Source organism: Acinetobacter sp. XS-4, from assembly GCF_023920705.1.
In the GTDB taxonomy this organism is placed as follows: Bacteria; Pseudomonadota; Gammaproteobacteria; order Pseudomonadales; family Moraxellaceae; genus Acinetobacter.
On sequence record NZ_CP094657.1, the window covers coordinates 514,231 to 527,942 of the forward strand.

The following is a 13,712-nucleotide window of genomic DNA, read 5'->3' on the forward strand; positions in this document are numbered from 1 at the left end:
CACATTAAATTTTATTGAATAACATAATAGTTTTAATGTGCTTTTTATAATAAATATAAAAAGCACATCTTAGATTAGTTAGCTAAAGTCTAGCTCTTTTTCAAATGACTTTAACTCATGACGAGCCATAGCCAAATTCGATTTGGTACGATCAAGCACTAAGTAAAGGAACAAATTATTATTACTTTCTAGGGGGCGAATTAGGTGGTAAGCCTTACCTAAGGTAATTAAAATATCTTCAATATTATCATTTAAATTCAAAGCATTAGCGATATTTCGCTTTGCGCGAATTACTTCTGTATTTCCAGCAGCAGCCAATTCTAAATCAATTTCCCCACCACCTTGTGTTGCAAGTGATAACCCACTTTCTGAATCAACAAGTGCAGAAGCAATAAAACCATCAATTTCAGTTAAGCTATCTAAAGAAAGTTTAGCCATGTTTTTATCTCTCTGGATTCTAAAATTATATTTACTACTTTTTAAAAAGTAGTTGAAATTCATTATATTTCTGAACAAATTGAAGTCAATTCATCAAGTAAAGTACTAGGTTTTAGTTTTGGGAAATAAGTGACAGAAAATGTCAGACTATAAAAGACATTATAAGATTAGTCTTGCATTATACTTTTAATACTGTGCTGAGGTTTACATTATATATTTTAAAATTTAGATAAGATAATTGTAATAGAATATTAATACAATATTGATTAATAAAATATACTAATTTTAATCAATAAAAAGGGGAATATTTAATTCCCCCTTTTTTATAATAATGATCAAACTAAACGAGCTGTGTATAAATACAATAGAGGTAACCCAAAATTGCTAAAGCAACAACAGGGGCAATAATCTTTGACCATGTAGGTACAGAAACCTCGGCAGCTTGTTCGTCAATATGCAGATCATCATGATGAGGTTGGGCTTGGTGAACCATTTGGTTGAACTCCTTCATTGTTGTATCCAATGATAGCTCTTCTTGTTCCACAGGTTTAGAACCAATTAACTCATTTAGGTGGTTTGTTGACCAAACCCAATCTTCTGCCTGACCTGATAAATGTTCTACTTGACCTAAAATTAATTCTTTTAAGCCATTATGCCCAAAGCCACCTGTTTCATCGAGTTGGTTAAGTTCTGCTAACTGCAAAGTTAAAATTTCAGAAATACTCTGTTCGAGTTCTGCATTTTTTAAAGTCGACTGATTATGCTTAGATGTTGTTAAATGGCGAGCAACTTCCTGAATATAAAGCGGATCTGCAGCTTTGATTTCATGATAAATCTTATTATCATCTTGGCGCCACAAACTAATCAGTTTTCCAAGCGTAAGAATATTTACTTCATCAATCAGTTTATTTTTTTCATTAACTGGATATTGATTTAAAAGCTGAGGCTTTTGAATTTTTATCTGCTCAGCAAAGTATTGGACTAAATCAAATGCCATGCTTTCTTCCTCTAAATTTAATCTAAAATTCTTAACGTTGGTTTTTTCTTGGTCGATGTTGTTTCAATAGCTTCTTGTACTTCTGACTCTACTGTATTTTCTACAGGCACTACATTGGCATATTCTTCAGGATCAAAGAATAAACCTTGTCCATTTTCACGTGCATAAATACCTAAAACAGCCTGAATAGGTACATAAATATCTTTTGACGCCCCCCCGAAACGGGCAGAAAAAGTAATGGCTTCATTTCCGATAATAAGTTGATGAACAGCATGAGGTACGATATTCAAAACGATTTGGCCATCTTTAACAAATTGCTGTGGAACATCGGTATGTGGCTGTGTCGCATCCACTAATAGATAAGGAGTAAGCTGGTTATCACAAATCCATTCATAGATTGCACGAGCAAGATAAGGACGTGTAGGGGTTAAATCAATAGTTTGCTCAGACATATCACACTATTCCATATTTAATAGTTCATTGTAACGGTTTTTCTCTTGAGCCGTCATTGATTTAGCAAAAGAAGGCCTCTCAAAGATACGTTTACAATACAAAAGTATCGGCCGGCAGTGCTGTTTAGGTAAATCGATTCCCATGCTATTTAATCTTAAAAAGATAGGGGCAAGCATACAGTCCAAGATTGTGAAATGCTCAGACATAAAATAGGGAAAATGCTGAAATAAGGGAGTAAGTGAAATTAAAGTTTCACGTAATTCTTTTTGTGCTTTTTGCTTTTGTTCTACATTTAAAGAATCAGCATGTTTTAACATGTGATCTGCTAACTTGAACCAGTCATTCTCAAGTCTCCATATATATTGACGCTGCTCTGCACGCATCATTGGAGCATCTGCGTAAAGCTTACTTTGGCGATAACGATCATCTAAATATTCAGCAATAATCGGTGCTGAAAATAGTTTAAGATTTTGCTCGACCAACATCGGCAATTGGTTATATGGATTTAAACTTGCCAAATCTTCGTCTTCATGGTCAGTTACGATCAATTGATATTTGATTTGCTTTTCTGCTAATAAGAAACGAATCCAGTGAGAACGGAAATCATCAGCATGACTGTAAAGGGTAATCCCCTGAATAGAGGTGTTTTCGACCGACATATCACAAGACGACGTGGTTGAGTGAATCGATTAGGATACTAAAAATGCTCTCGGAAATCACGGTTCTAACGAGATAGTTTGTTTATATTTATAAGTTTGCATTTTATTGTTCGATTTTCATAATAAAAAAGCCTTGGAAAAATCCAAGGCTTTTTGTCCAACTCGGTAAACGAATTAACGTTTAGAGAATTGAGGACGCTTACGAGCTTTACGTAAACCAAGTTTCTTACGTTCAACTTCACGAGCATCACGAGTAACGAAACCAGCTTGACGAAGAACAGGTTTTAAAGTTTCGTCAGCAGCGATAAGTGCACGAGTAATACCGTGACGGATCGCGCCAGCTTGACCACCAATACCACCACCTTTAACAGTGATGTAAAGGTCAAACTTTTCAGTAACTTCTAAAAGTTCTAAAGGTTGACGAACAACCATACGAGCAGTTTCACGACCGAAATATTGCTCTAAAGTACGGTTGTTAATAACGAGTTTGCCTGTACCAGCTGACAAGAAAACACGTGCAGTTGCGGTCTTACGGCGACCTGTACCATAATTAGTAGCCATGTGCTGTATCCCTTAGATGTCCAAAACTTGTGGCTGTTGAGCAGCATGCGGATGCTCAGTACCAGCGTACACTTTCATTTTTTTGATCATTGCATAACCAAGAGGACCTTTTGGTAACATGCCTTTAACTGCTTTTTCAAGAACAGCTTCAGGCTTGTGAGCAATTAACTTCTCGAAGTTAGTCTCACGGATACCACCAGGGAAACCAGTATGGCGATAATATTTCTTATCAAGCGCTTTTTTACCAGTCACTTGAACTTGTTCAGCATTAATCACAACGATGTAATCGCCAGTGTCAACGTGAGGAGTATAAGAAGTTTTGTGCTTACCGCGTAAACGACGAGCGATTTCAGTCGCAAGGCGACCTAAAGTTTTGCCAGAAGCATCAACAACATACCAGTCATGTTGAACTTCAGCTGGCTTAGCGCTGAGAGTTTTCATTAAACCACTACCTATTATAGTTGGTTTGGACTATGGAATCTGTCCAAACAAAAGGAGCGAGCATTCTAAACGAGTTTGTTCAAAGTCACAAGAAAAATCCAGTTTAAGCCACATAATTTAATCCATAAACCGATGAATGCGGGATATGTTAAAATCAAATAAATTTTCATTATGTGTCTGGGGTGATTGTGCTGCCTTTATATGTCACTTCCGGTGAGCCGGCTGGTATTGGTCCAGATATTTGCTTGAGCTTGGCTAAGCGAGTTGATGAGCGCCCTGTTGTTATTTTGGGTGACCGAAATTTATTAGAACAACGTGCCCAAAAACTCGGGATAAATATTCAACTTGTAGAATATACGGGACAAGCTGAATCATCGGTTTTGGGTGAGCTTTATATAGAGCATGTGCCTTTAGAAACAGCAGTTATTGATGGCCAGTTAAACTCAGCTAATGCGGCTTATGTTTTAGAACAATTACGTCGTTCAGCTGATTATGCAATGTCTGGTAAAAGTGTTGGGGTGGCTACGGCACCAGTGCAAAAGTCCGTCATTAATGATGCAGGCATTTTGTTTAGTGGTCACACTGAATATTATCAGGAGTTTGCAGGGGTAGAGCGCGTCGTCATGATGCTTGCAACCAAAACTCTGCGTGTTGCCTTAGCAACTACACATTTGCCTTTAAGGGATGTTGCCGATGCAATTACCAAAGAGCGGTTACATCAAGTCATTGATATTTTAATACATGATTTAAAAACTAAATTTAAGATTACTGATCCGCGCATATTAGTGTGTGGCTTAAATCCTCACGCGGGCGAAGATGGCTATTTAGGGCATGAAGAGATTGATACCATTAATCCGGTACTCGAAACTTATCGGGCTCAAAGAGTTAAAATGAGCCTAAGCTTACCTGCAGATACCTTATTTACCCCTGAGCATCTTAAAAATGCTGATGCTGTACTTGCGATGTACCATGATCAAGGTTTACCTGTGTTAAAATCGCAAGGGTTTGGTGAGGCCATCAATATTACATTGGGTTTGCCGTTTATCCGAACTTCGGTCGATCATGGCACTGCATTGTCTTTGGCTGGGACCGGCTTGGCAAAAAGCTCAAGTTTAAATGTCGCTGTCGATTTAGCTTTATCTTTAGCAGCGAGCTAAATTTTTCATGTTGGAAATGTTATATGTATCAAATTAATGCCCTAAACCCGAAAGATGAAGGGCATAAAGCTCGTAAACGTTTTGGTCAAAACTTCTTACATGATCAGCGAGTCATTGCCAAAATCGTGCGCTCGGTGAATCCGCGTGCGGGTGAAAATGTTGTTGAAATTGGTCCTGGTTTGGCTGCTTTAACTTCTCCTTTAATTGGAGAGTGTGATGCATTAACAGTGGTTGAGCTAGATCGTGATTTAGCGGCAGGCTTACCAGAACGCGTTCCACATCCTGAACGTTTAACTATTATAGAAGCTGACGCATTAAAATATGATTTTAACGAGCTGGTAAAAGATGGTCGACCATTACGTGTGGTTGGTAATTTACCTTATAACATTTCAACTCCATTACTTTTTCATCTCTTGGAATTTGGCAGCAAAGTTAAAGACATGCACTTTATGCTGCAAAAAGAGGTAGTTGAACGTATTACTGCCGAACCAAATACAAAAGAATATGGTCGCTTGTCGGTAATGATTCAGTACTATTGCCAACCTACGTTTTTATTTGAAGTGCCAGCTGGCGCATTTAATCCGCCACCTAAAGTAACGAGTGCTGTTTTCCGCCTTGTTCCATATGAACAGAAACCAATTATTGCAAAAGATGAAAAAGCTTTAGCTCGGTTGGTTGGTCATGTATTTACTCAACGTCGTAAAACCCTAAGAAATAGTCTTAAAGGTATGATCGCCGAAGATGGTTTTGAAAAAGCAGGTGTTGATCCGATGGCTCGTCCTGAAACTTTAACACTTGCTCAATTTGTTGCTTTAGCCGATCAAATGGTGGGATAAATGACTAAACGTTTTAATTATGTGATTGGCGATGTACAAGGGTGTTTTGAAGCTCTGAAAGCCTTACTTAAAGAAATACGTTTTGATCCAGACCAAGATTTTTTGTGGTTTGCAGGTGATTTGGTTGCTCGTGGTGAAAACTCAGTAGGTGCCTTACGTTTTGTTAAAAAACTTGCTGATCGTGGTGCTGCTGCAACTGTACTCGGAAATCATGATCTGACTTTAGTTGCTGGCGCGCGTGGTTTAAAAGAGATTAAAGAAAAAGATCGCACACAGGACGTTATTGATGCAATTGATGGCGATGAGTTAATCGACTGGTTGCGTAAACAACCTTTATGTTTATTCCCGAACGAACACACAATTCTTACTCATGCAGGTATACCTTGCATTTGGGATGCCCAAAAAACTGCAACGCTTGCAAAAGAGGTTGAAGCAGTACTCTCACATCAAGATCTATCTGTATTGGATGCCTTTTTGGCAGAAATGTATGGCTCAAAACCAGATTTGTGGGAAGACGACTTAACGGGTTCAGCTCGTTTACGTTGTATTACTAATTATTTGACCCGCATGCGTTTAACCAACGCAGAAGGGGCTTTAGAGTTCAGCTTTAAAGATGCTCTAGATGCGCCAATGCCAGAAGGCTATTTACCTTGGTTCGAATTTCCAAGTAAAGCTGCTGAGACTCATCAGATTATTTTTGGTCATTGGGCTGCACTAGAAGGTAGAAGCATCAATGAGCAAATCCAGAATATTGATGGCGGCTGTGTTTGGGGCAGAAAGTTAATGGCTTATCGTCTTGAAGATAAGGAAATTTTTGCTGTCGATAATCCTGCGCAAATGTAAAAGCAATGCTTTTCATGAGTGAAAATAAAAAAGCCGCATAAGCGGCTTTTTTTAACTATTCTACACGTATCCATATTTGGTTACGGCCTAATGCTGAAACCCCAAGGTATCCACGCAGATGGAGAAGTTTACCACTTGCGTTAAGTTTTGCTTTAAGTCCATAAACTTTACCAGTATTAGGATCTAAAATTTTCCCACCTGTGTAATTAGAACCATCTGTTCGCTTTAAACCCGTTGCAATATCCAATCCTAAAATTGGTTTATTGCTATATGGTGTTGGGCAATTATCACAAATCTCTTTAGGGGTATAACCCGGACGAGGGGTAACTTTAACGATTTTTCCAGCATAGGTTCCATTTGCTTCTTTTCGTATTTCTACCTGTGCTTTTGGAGCACTTGTCTTATCATCAATTGTTTGCCAAAGACCTGTAATATCTGCTGCAAATGTAGCAGTATTAATCCCTAATAAGAGCATAGCTCCAATAAAAACTTTCCCCATAATTAAAAATCCCTTTAACTTTGAAAGATCATCTTATTTCTAATTGTTAACTGGTTCAATGTTTATTTAAACTACTTTTTAATCAATGTATTCCAAAAGATAACATGAATGTCGGCAGCCAAATTGCAGTAAATACACCATTTAATGCCATACCAAATGCAGCGTAGCGACCTGCAACTGGTCCGCGTTGCCAAGCTTGAGCTGTTCCTATGGCATGCGCAGCTAAACCTAAGGCTAAACCTGATGCTCTTTCATCATGAATATGTTTAAGTAAAAATGGTGAAAACGCTGCTCCAATAACGCCAGATAAAATAACAATAAGAGTTACCAGCGTTTCAGGAGCATGCAATAACGTTGCGATATTCAGGGCGATTGGAGTGGTTACCGCACGGGTTGCAAATGCAAGAATTGTAGGTTCCGACATATGCAATAAATAAGCAAGGCCCATAGGCAAAGCTACGGCGCTAATACTTGCAAAAAGTAAAATACCAATGACTGATTTAATTGGAAGGTCATCGTAACGCATTGCAGCTAAAGGAATGGCTAAGGCTACAGTCACATACCCCAATAAATGACCAAATAAGTCATTCACATAAAGGCGGTACTGTTCATAAGGAACTTGTAAAACTGAAAGTAATGCAATGACAATGAACATGCCGAAAACTAAAAGTGGAACTTGTGGAAAACGTCGGTTTAAAGGTTTTGCACACAGATAACCAATGAGTGTAATCAAAAAACCATAGAAAATCGTAAACATTTTATTCTCCTTATAACCAACGTTTTGCCATTTTTGCATAGACCCACAAAGGTATAAGGGTGCTGACCACTAAAACAAAAAGGAATAGTGGAATTTCTTTTCCCATATGCACCAACATGATTAAGGAGCCGGCACAAACAGGTAAAAAAGCAAAACCACTTTCTTTCATGATTTTATTATTCGTATCAACTATTCGAAGAGGGATTTTTTTGAACTTTCTCCAAATAATCAAAACAGTGAGTAAGCTGATTAACCCGACCAGATTACCTAATTCTGGATGACCAAAAGCACGCATGACGATGACAGAGCCTTCACGAAAACCAATAATGAGTAGTAATGTTGCTACCCATGCTGTCCAGTCTATACTTTTGATCTTATCCATATTTTTTATCTCTAAAAGTTTACTTATCGAGTTTTAACTGATCTCGCCCTTGATTTCAAACTCTTCCAATGGTCGCTTAAATTGATTAGCGTGTTCTCCCAAGATTTCTTCTAAGGGCAGTTTTGCTTGGCGAATAAGCTTTTCTAGCTTATGTGGTGCAATACGTACATCAATATGTAATAAGCCTGCATCATCGTAGTGTTCAGACTCAATTACATTTAAGGCATAAAGCTGTGTGCGAAATTTGCCATAAGCAGGTTTAAGAATTAGAGAAAACTTTTGAATTTGCCCCATTAAACATTCTTGTACTGCTTTTTGAAGTAACTCTAGACCAAGGTCAGCGTGAGCCGAAACATAAACTCGATCTGGTACATGTGGCTCAGCATAAACAATTTTGGCCTCTTCACCACTCAGGTCAATTTTGTTGTACACCCGAAGTACTGGAGCATCTGCACCAATCTCTTTTAATACCCCTTCAACTGCTTCAATTTGATCAAGCATGTCATGACTATTACTATCAATGACATGTAGTAAAAGTGTGGCTTCTAGGGTTTCTTCAAGTGTTGCTTTGAATGATTCAATTAAATCATGCTGTAAGTTTCGTACAAAACCTACTGTATCTGCTAACACAACAGTACCAATACCATCCCATTCCAAACGGCGTAATGTTGGGTCGAGTGTTGCAAATAGTTGGTCGGCTGCGTAGACATCACTTTTCGCTAAAATATTAAATAGAGTTGATTTTCCAGCATTGGTATAGCCTACGAGTGACACAGTTGGAATGGCTGCCTTTTGTCTTGCAGCCCGTCCTTGTATACGCGTTTGATGTACTTTTTCTAATTTATCTTTTAATTGGGCAATACGCACACGAATGAGACGACGATCTGTTTCTAGTTGCGTTTCACCGGGTCCACGTAAGCCAATACCACCTTTTTGTTGTTCAAAGTCGGCAGACCAACCACGAATAAGACGGGTGGATAAATGCTTCAGCTGTGCAAGTTCGACTTGTAATTTACCTTCATGCGTGCGGGCACGCAGCGCAAAAATATCTAAAATTAATCCTGTACGATCAATGACTCGGCATTTTAATATTCTTTCTAAATTCCGTTCTTGAGCGGGTGATAAAGCATGATCAAAAATCACCAGGCTTGCTTCTAGTTCCTGAACTTGCTCTGCAATTTCTTCGACTTTTCCTGAACCAATAAAAAATTTAGGATTGGGTTTATTTCGCTGAACCTTAATATGTTCAAGGATATCTGCACCAGCAGACTGTGCAAGTAGAGCAAACTCTTCGGCATCCAGATCATCTAATAATTGTACTGAAACACTCACTAAAATTGTGCGTTCACCGCCTTGATGCCGATCAACATATTCCACGTGGTTGTAAATCCTGAAAATGGGAAAACTTTATTCTAGATGAAACTTATACAAAAGGGGAAAGCGTTTGTTCTTATCCTTTAGATTAGTTAAATGCTGTTAGAGGTGTCTGAATTTATTTTTTCGCCGTTCTTTATCATCAATGCAAGTTTATTCTGAAACGTATAGAATGCTCGAGATGGGTATAACAATGATTGATCGTTAGTGAAATTTTATGGCTCAAACGCAAAGTATAGTTAATTCAACGTTAAAGAAATTATCAAAAATAGGTTTGTACGGAAAAAAAGTCACTTCGGCTACCGCCGCAATTAGTGAAGGTTTTTATTTAGTTTATCGACACGGCCTTTATAAAGATCCTAATAATCCGGTCAATACACGCTACGTTCAATATTTTTGCCGCCGTTTATGTCAGGTTTTTAACTTAGATGTAGAAGTACACGGAACAATTCCTCGAGAACCTGCTTTATGGGTAAGTAATCACATTTCTTGGCTCGATGTTGCTGTTTTAGGTTCAGGAGCTCGTGTTTTCTTTCTTGCCAAAGCTGAAATTGAAAATTGGCCCATTTTAGGCAATTTAGCTAAAGGTGGTGGAACTTTATTTATTAAGCGTGGGTCTGGTGATTCCGTTAAAATTCGTGAGCAGATTACCGAATTTTTAAAACAAAATATTCCCGTACTATTTTTCCCTGAAGCCACGACCACAGATGGGCATTCTGTCAAGAAAGTACATGGTCGTTTACTTGGTGCCGCTATTGAGGCTCAACGTCCAGTGCAGGTCTGTTTAATTTGTTACGTAAACCGTCATGGACAATTAGATACTGTTGCGCCATTTATTGGTGACATGTCATTTGCTGAACATATTCAGCGTGTACTTGAAATGCCGAAAGTAACAGCTCATTTGTTAACTTTGCCACCAATTTCTGTGGAAGGGCATGATGTGAAGAGTTTAACGCGTGAAGTTCAAGAAAAAATGGTAGAAGGCTTGGCTCAACTACATCAAAAAGTACTTAAGCCAAAAAATTAATTACATAAATCCTTCAAGAGGCAGCCATGAAAGAAATTTCATGCCTGCTTTTTGCCACCATTTCATCTCGGGTTCTTGTCTATAAATTAAAGGACCATTGGGCGTTTCTTGCTGCCAATAAATATGATTATTAGAGTCAAGCTTTAGCTTATAAGCATATTTATTTAAATTCTCATCCATCGTATGGTGAATTGTCTTAGCCAGCGACGGGCTATCTAAAATTACGCCAATTTCTGTATTCAAATAAGCTGAGCGTGGATCAAAATTAAATGAACCAATAAAAACCTGTTCATCTAATGCCATCAGTTTTGTATGTAAACTTGAGCGGCTTAATCCTTTCATGTTTACTTTCGCTTTAGTGGCAAGCTCATCAGTATTTTTATTTAAATCTCTTTTATCGGGGGTAGGTAAAAACTCATAAAGTTGTACGCCGTTCTTAAGAAGTTCTTTACGGTACTTCCCATAAAAGGCATGCACAACGGCAACGTCATTTGCTTTAAACGAGTTAGTTAAAACACGTACCTCGACGCCTTCTTTAGCAAGTGTGCTTAAAATTTTAGCACCTTGTTTTTCAGGAATAAAATAAGCTGAAATTAAATCAACGTTGCTTTCTGGTTTTTCTAGATGGTTAATTAACTGGAAATTTAGGTGCTCTTCTTTTTTAGCCTTTGATTTGATTTTATCAGGCGAGTCTTTTACGACTTCTGCTTTGACCCAGTCGAATTGAATGCTGCGATTTAACCATTGATCAAATGCATGTGATTTTGCGGTGAGGTTTAAAAAGTTTTGAACAGTTGCTAGTTGGTAGTGAGCTTCGAGTTGCTCTTTTAATCCTTCATAACGTAGACGATGTTGCTCAGGACTTACGATACTTTGAACTGAATAGGCATATTCATGGTTCCAGTAATCATCAAACGAATTCACAATGTCATCAACAGCAGCACCAACTAACATTACATCAACATCAGAAAATTGATAACTATCGCTTACATTGTAATATTGATTTGTCATGTTGCGTCCGCCAATAAGAGCAACCTCATTGTCAGCAATAAAACTTTTATTATGCATACGGCGATTGATACGTTTTAAGTCAAGAACCATATCCATCGCACGATATTTACGAAAACGGTACGGGTTAAAAAGCTTCACTTCAATATTTTTATGTTGAGAGAGAGCGAGCAAAATCCCTTCTATTTTTTTTGCATTATTGTCATCAATAAGAAGTCGGACTTTTACCCCGCGATCAGCTGCCCGAATAATCGCGTGCAAGGCTAAAGCACCAACTTTGTCATTGTCCCAAATGTAATATTGTAAATCTAAAGTCTTTTCGGCTTTATCAATTAATCTTAGGCGGGCTGCTAGAGCCTCCAATGGATCATTTAAGACATGGTAACCCGTTAGCTTGGGATTTTGCTGACGTAAGGGCGTGACAATTTGAGCAAGTGAAGTCTCCGATGTATCGATATCATTTGCATATTCTAATGGCTCAGCACTATGTTTTGGCAGAGTACTACATCCTGTCAAACCCACAGCAAAACTAGAACATAGGACTAAAGAAGCTTTTATCAAAAAGCCTTTAGCTTGTTGATTCGTTTGAAGCTGTTTGGAATGAGAGGATTGTGCCATAATCAGTACATACGATAACGTGAGCTAGAGTATAATTCGTGCATATTGAAAGATAAATATTGAATTTGATTACTAGCAATCAATAGAAGATAAGTCGAGAGTCGTAATGTGGAATCCAAATTCAATTATTTTTTGTTTTTACTTTATTTTTTCAATACTTGCTCTATGGGGAATTTCTGAGGCTTGGATTCATCAATCTCGGACCGAGACGATTCATCCATTTAAAGCTTTTGTGCATTTACTCGCATTTTATCTCTCTTATTTACTTATTCCGCTCTGGTTTTTTAATTTATATGCTGCTTGGATTGGTTACTACTCAATTCATCAAGGTATTTTTATCTTTTTCTTAAGTGGCGTTTTAATTTACGCTCGATTTATTGAACCTCATCTAGTACGTGTTGATACTCATCAATATCGCTTAAATCCAGATCGTAGTTTTACTAAACCTGTAAAAGTAGCCTTAATTGCAGATTTACATATTGGTTTGTTTTCTGGACATGAGCGCCAGTTAAAAACAATAGTTAAAAAATTAAATGAGCAACAACCAGATTTAGTGGTTGTGGCAGGTGACTGGACCTATGAGCCAGAAGATAGGCTGATTCAAGAATTGAGTGTTTTAAAAGAAATTCAGGCACCTGTTTACTCTGTCCCTGGTAATCATGATGAGCAATATCCTGGACCACCTATTCAACAATTATTAAAAGATGCCTTGTTTTATAATGAAGTTGTCGACATTGAAGGCAAAATAGTTGATTTTGAAGAATTTCGTTTGATTGGTATTGGTGATCTTTGGGCTGGAAAAACAGATATGCGTTCTATGCCAGATTTACCCCAAGACAAACCTTGGTTAATTTTGTCTCATAATCCAGATACGGTCGATATGGTGCCTAAATTACCAAATCGTCCTTTAATGTTGTCAGGACACACACATGGAGGGCAGGTGGAGCTTCCATGGTTAACTAACTATATTATGAAAAAAGTATCAATTTTAGGTCACAAACGCGGATTTTACTCTCACGAACATGCGGACGTCTTTGTTACCGTTGGCACGGGAATGGTTGGAATTCCTTTACGTTTTAGAGTACCGCCAACCATTGATATTATTGAATTAGTTTAATTCATAAAAAAGCCAATCACAGAGGATTGGCTTTTTTATGAATTAAACTTACTTATGGAATAACGACAATGGCAACACGTCGGTTAATCGCACGATTTTCATTGGTTGTATTTGGAACATAAGGTTGCGTTGAACCACGACCAATCACATAGATATTTTCTTTCTTAAACCCGCGAGCTAAGAAAAGATTTGCCACACTTTGTGCACGTTCTTCAGACAGCTTTTGATTATAAGCTGCATCACCAACATCATCAGTATGACCAACAATTTTCAATTTATTCAGATCATATTTATTCAATTGATTTGCTAGACGTACTAACTCAGCTTCATGGCTCTGTTTTAACTCTGCATTATTAAAGTCAAATAACAAACGTTCAGGTAAACCCAGAGTCCATCCTTCATTAGTAAGAACAAAACCTTCTTTCTTAAGCAATTTTACCTGACGATATTTTAATGGACCAAAACTCAGGCACCCTGCAAGAGTAATGCATAGCAATGCAATAAAGGAGAGTTTTAACGATCTTGTATTCATAGATTAGCCTAAA

The 13,712-nt window shown here is 37.8% G+C and carries 17 protein-coding genes; 5 read left to right on the forward strand and 12 right to left on the reverse strand.

From position 1 onward, the window contains the following. Positions 1 to 78: 78 nt before the first annotated feature. From MMY79_RS02545 to rplM, 6 genes are all read right to left on the reverse strand, one after another. Positions 79 to 438 (reverse strand): roadblock/LC7 domain-containing protein, encoded by a 360-nt coding sequence (locus MMY79_RS02545; protein WP_252611760.1) that lies wholly within the window; start codon positions 436 to 438, stop codon positions 79 to 81. Between the two features lie 340 nt (positions 439 to 778). Then, positions 779 to 1,435: a hypothetical protein gene (locus MMY79_RS02550; RefSeq protein WP_252611762.1), complete on the reverse strand. Its 657-nt coding sequence runs from the start codon at positions 1,433 to 1,435 to the stop codon at positions 779 to 781. A 17-nt stretch (positions 1,436 to 1,452) separates the two neighbouring features. After that, a complete protein-coding gene (locus MMY79_RS02555) occupies positions 1,453 to 1,887 on the reverse strand; it encodes a ClpXP protease specificity-enhancing factor (protein WP_252611764.1) in 435 nt (144 codons plus the stop codon). 6 nt (positions 1,888 to 1,893) lie between these two features. Next, a complete protein-coding gene (locus MMY79_RS02560) occupies positions 1,894 to 2,547 on the reverse strand; it encodes a glutathione S-transferase N-terminal domain-containing protein (protein WP_016140155.1) in 654 nt (217 codons plus the stop codon). Between the two features lie 174 nt (positions 2,548 to 2,721). Continuing rightward, positions 2,722 to 3,108 (reverse strand): 30S ribosomal protein S9, encoded by a 387-nt coding sequence (gene rpsI, locus MMY79_RS02565; protein ID WP_002048725.1) that lies wholly within the window; start codon positions 3,106 to 3,108, stop codon positions 2,722 to 2,724. 12 nt (positions 3,109 to 3,120) lie between these two features. Continuing rightward, the gene (rplM, locus tag MMY79_RS02570) at positions 3,121 to 3,549 is read right to left on the reverse strand and encodes a 50S ribosomal protein L13 (RefSeq protein WP_003656097.1); all 429 of its coding nucleotides are present in this window, start codon (positions 3,547 to 3,549) and stop codon (positions 3,121 to 3,123) included. A gap of 173 nt (positions 3,550 to 3,722) precedes the next feature. Here rplM and pdxA point away from each other — a divergent pair, with 173 nt between their 5' ends. From pdxA to MMY79_RS02585, 3 genes are read left to right on the forward strand one after another with little or no spacing between them, the layout of a single operon-like run. Further along, entirely contained in the window at positions 3,723 to 4,706 is a 984-nt protein-coding gene (gene pdxA, locus MMY79_RS02575) for a 4-hydroxythreonine-4-phosphate dehydrogenase PdxA (protein ID WP_252611766.1), read from the forward strand. A 23-nt stretch (positions 4,707 to 4,729) separates the two neighbouring features. Continuing rightward, on the forward strand, positions 4,730 to 5,542 hold the full coding sequence (gene rsmA / locus MMY79_RS02580; RefSeq protein ID WP_016140158.1) for a 16S rRNA (adenine(1518)-N(6)/adenine(1519)-N(6))-dimethyltransferase RsmA: 813 nt from the start codon (positions 4,730 to 4,732) through the stop codon (positions 5,540 to 5,542). Then, positions 5,543 to 6,385 carry a symmetrical bis(5'-nucleosyl)-tetraphosphatase gene (locus MMY79_RS02585; protein WP_252611768.1) on the forward strand — a complete coding sequence of 281 codons (843 nt, stop codon included), beginning with the start codon at positions 5,543 to 5,545 and terminating at the stop codon, positions 6,383 to 6,385. A 55-nt stretch (positions 6,386 to 6,440) separates the two neighbouring features. Here MMY79_RS02585 and MMY79_RS02590 read toward each other — a convergent pair whose 3' ends face one another. From MMY79_RS02590 to hflX, 4 genes are all read right to left on the reverse strand, one after another. Beyond that, complete coding sequence (locus MMY79_RS02590; RefSeq protein ID WP_252611770.1) at positions 6,441 to 6,884, reverse strand: DUF2147 domain-containing protein; 444 nt, start codon at positions 6,882 to 6,884, stop codon at positions 6,441 to 6,443. Positions 6,885 to 6,966: 82 nt separating this feature from the next. After that, a complete protein-coding gene (locus MMY79_RS02595) occupies positions 6,967 to 7,641 on the reverse strand; it encodes an LrgB family protein (protein ID WP_252611772.1) in 675 nt (224 codons plus the stop codon). A gap of 10 nt (positions 7,642 to 7,651) precedes the next feature. Continuing rightward, positions 7,652 to 8,023: a hypothetical protein gene (locus MMY79_RS02600; RefSeq protein WP_005299915.1), complete on the reverse strand. Its 372-nt coding sequence runs from the start codon at positions 8,021 to 8,023 to the stop codon at positions 7,652 to 7,654. 33 nt (positions 8,024 to 8,056) lie between these two features. After that, positions 8,057 to 9,400, reverse strand: a complete 1,344-nt coding sequence (gene hflX / locus MMY79_RS02605; protein WP_252611774.1) for a ribosome rescue GTPase HflX — start codon at positions 9,398 to 9,400, stop codon at positions 8,057 to 8,059. Positions 9,401 to 9,614: 214 nt separating this feature from the next. On the opposite strand from hflX, the gene MMY79_RS02610 reads away from it, so the two are divergent. Further along, positions 9,615 to 10,424 carry a lysophospholipid acyltransferase family protein gene (locus tag MMY79_RS02610; RefSeq protein WP_013196820.1) on the forward strand — a complete coding sequence of 270 codons (810 nt, stop codon included), beginning with the start codon at positions 9,615 to 9,617 and terminating at the stop codon, positions 10,422 to 10,424. Here MMY79_RS02610 and MMY79_RS02615 read toward each other — a convergent pair whose 3' ends face one another. Continuing rightward, positions 10,425 to 12,050 carry a phospholipase D family protein gene (locus MMY79_RS02615; protein WP_252611776.1) on the reverse strand — a complete coding sequence of 542 codons (1,626 nt, stop codon included), beginning with the start codon at positions 12,048 to 12,050 and terminating at the stop codon, positions 10,425 to 10,427. Between the two features lie 106 nt (positions 12,051 to 12,156). Here MMY79_RS02615 and MMY79_RS02620 point away from each other — a divergent pair, with 106 nt between their 5' ends. Then, positions 12,157 to 13,167, forward strand: coding sequence for a metallophosphoesterase (locus tag MMY79_RS02620; RefSeq protein ID WP_252611778.1), 1,011 nt, complete (start codon positions 12,157 to 12,159; stop codon positions 13,165 to 13,167). Between the two features lie 52 nt (positions 13,168 to 13,219). Here the strand turns inward: MMY79_RS02620 and MMY79_RS02625 are convergent, their stop codons facing one another. Next, positions 13,220 to 13,699 (reverse strand): OmpA family protein, encoded by a 480-nt coding sequence (locus tag MMY79_RS02625; protein WP_016140166.1) that lies wholly within the window; start codon positions 13,697 to 13,699, stop codon positions 13,220 to 13,222. Between the last annotated feature and the right edge of the window lie 13 nt (positions 13,700 to 13,712).

Coding starts and splice junctions, on each gene's coding strand:
- MMY79_RS02620 (WP_252611778.1), top strand. CDS start 12,157: ATGTGGAATCCAAATTCAATTATTTTTTGTTTTTACTTTATTTTTTCA.
- MMY79_RS02615 (WP_252611776.1), bottom strand. CDS start 12,050: ATGGCACAATCCTCTCATTCCAAACAGCTTCAAACGAATCAACAAGCT.
- MMY79_RS02595 (WP_252611772.1), bottom strand. CDS start 7,641: ATGTTTACGATTTTCTATGGTTTTTTGATTACACTCATTGGTTATCTG.
- MMY79_RS02590 (WP_252611770.1), bottom strand. CDS start 6,884: ATGGGGAAAGTTTTTATTGGAGCTATGCTCTTATTAGGGATTAATACT.
- MMY79_RS02555 (WP_252611764.1), bottom strand. CDS start 1,887: ATGTCTGAGCAAACTATTGATTTAACCCCTACACGTCCTTATCTTGCT.
- MMY79_RS02625 (WP_016140166.1), bottom strand. CDS start 13,699: ATGAATACAAGATCGTTAAAACTCTCCTTTATTGCATTGCTATGCATT.
- rplM (WP_003656097.1), bottom strand. CDS start 3,549: ATGAAAACTCTCAGCGCTAAGCCAGCTGAAGTTCAACATGACTGGTAT.
- MMY79_RS02585 (WP_252611768.1), top strand. CDS start 5,543: ATGACTAAACGTTTTAATTATGTGATTGGCGATGTACAAGGGTGTTTT.
- MMY79_RS02550 (WP_252611762.1), bottom strand. CDS start 1,435: ATGGCATTTGATTTAGTCCAATACTTTGCTGAGCAGATAAAAATTCAA.
- MMY79_RS02560 (WP_016140155.1), bottom strand. CDS start 2,547: ATGTCGGTCGAAAACACCTCTATTCAGGGGATTACCCTTTACAGTCAT.
- rpsI (WP_002048725.1), bottom strand. CDS start 3,108: ATGGCTACTAATTATGGTACAGGTCGCCGTAAGACCGCAACTGCACGT.
- MMY79_RS02610 (WP_013196820.1), top strand. CDS start 9,615: ATGGCTCAAACGCAAAGTATAGTTAATTCAACGTTAAAGAAATTATCA.
- MMY79_RS02545 (WP_252611760.1), bottom strand. CDS start 438: ATGGCTAAACTTTCTTTAGATAGCTTAACTGAAATTGATGGTTTTATT.
- rsmA (WP_016140158.1), top strand. CDS start 4,730: ATGTATCAAATTAATGCCCTAAACCCGAAAGATGAAGGGCATAAAGCT.
- MMY79_RS02600 (WP_005299915.1), bottom strand. CDS start 8,023: ATGGATAAGATCAAAAGTATAGACTGGACAGCATGGGTAGCAACATTA.